This is a genomic window from Streptomyces wedmorensis (assembly GCF_000716445.1).
In the GTDB taxonomy this organism is placed as follows: Bacteria; Actinomycetota; Actinomycetes; order Streptomycetales; family Streptomycetaceae; genus Streptomyces; species Streptomyces wedmorensis.
This window is the reverse complement of sequence record NZ_JNWK01000189.1, coordinates 1-319: the sequence shown is the minus strand read 5'-3', so window position 1 is coordinate 319 and position 319 is coordinate 1. Positions and strand designations below refer to the sequence as shown.

The window sequence follows — 319 nt, the reverse complement described above, 5'->3', positions numbered from 1 at the left end:
CGGTCTCCCTGTCGGATCGCCGCCCAGTCGTTGTAGGCGTCGGTTTTTTTGACCAGTGGCTTGAGACGCTTCGGGTGGGGCCGCGCGCCCCACCCTTCGTACGTGATCAGGTCACCGCCAGCGCCGGGGGCCAGGCTGCCGTTCACGATCAACTGGAGCCACCAGCGGACGAGTTCCCAGCGTGCCGCTTCACAGGGGCGGGGCGGGGCGTCTGCCGGGTGTTCCTGGAGCAGGCCGAGTTCGCCCAGCACCTGGTCGAAAAAGGCGTCGGCTTGCTCGTGCTCGGAGCGTGACAGGCCGGCGAGGAGGGGAAGGGACT

At 68.3% G+C, this 319-nt stretch carries 1 pseudogene; it reads right to left on the bottom strand.

Annotated features, from left to right (window positions below):
• Positions 1-319, bottom strand: a pseudogene (locus tag OO54_RS41060) (hypothetical protein); the annotation flags it as partial.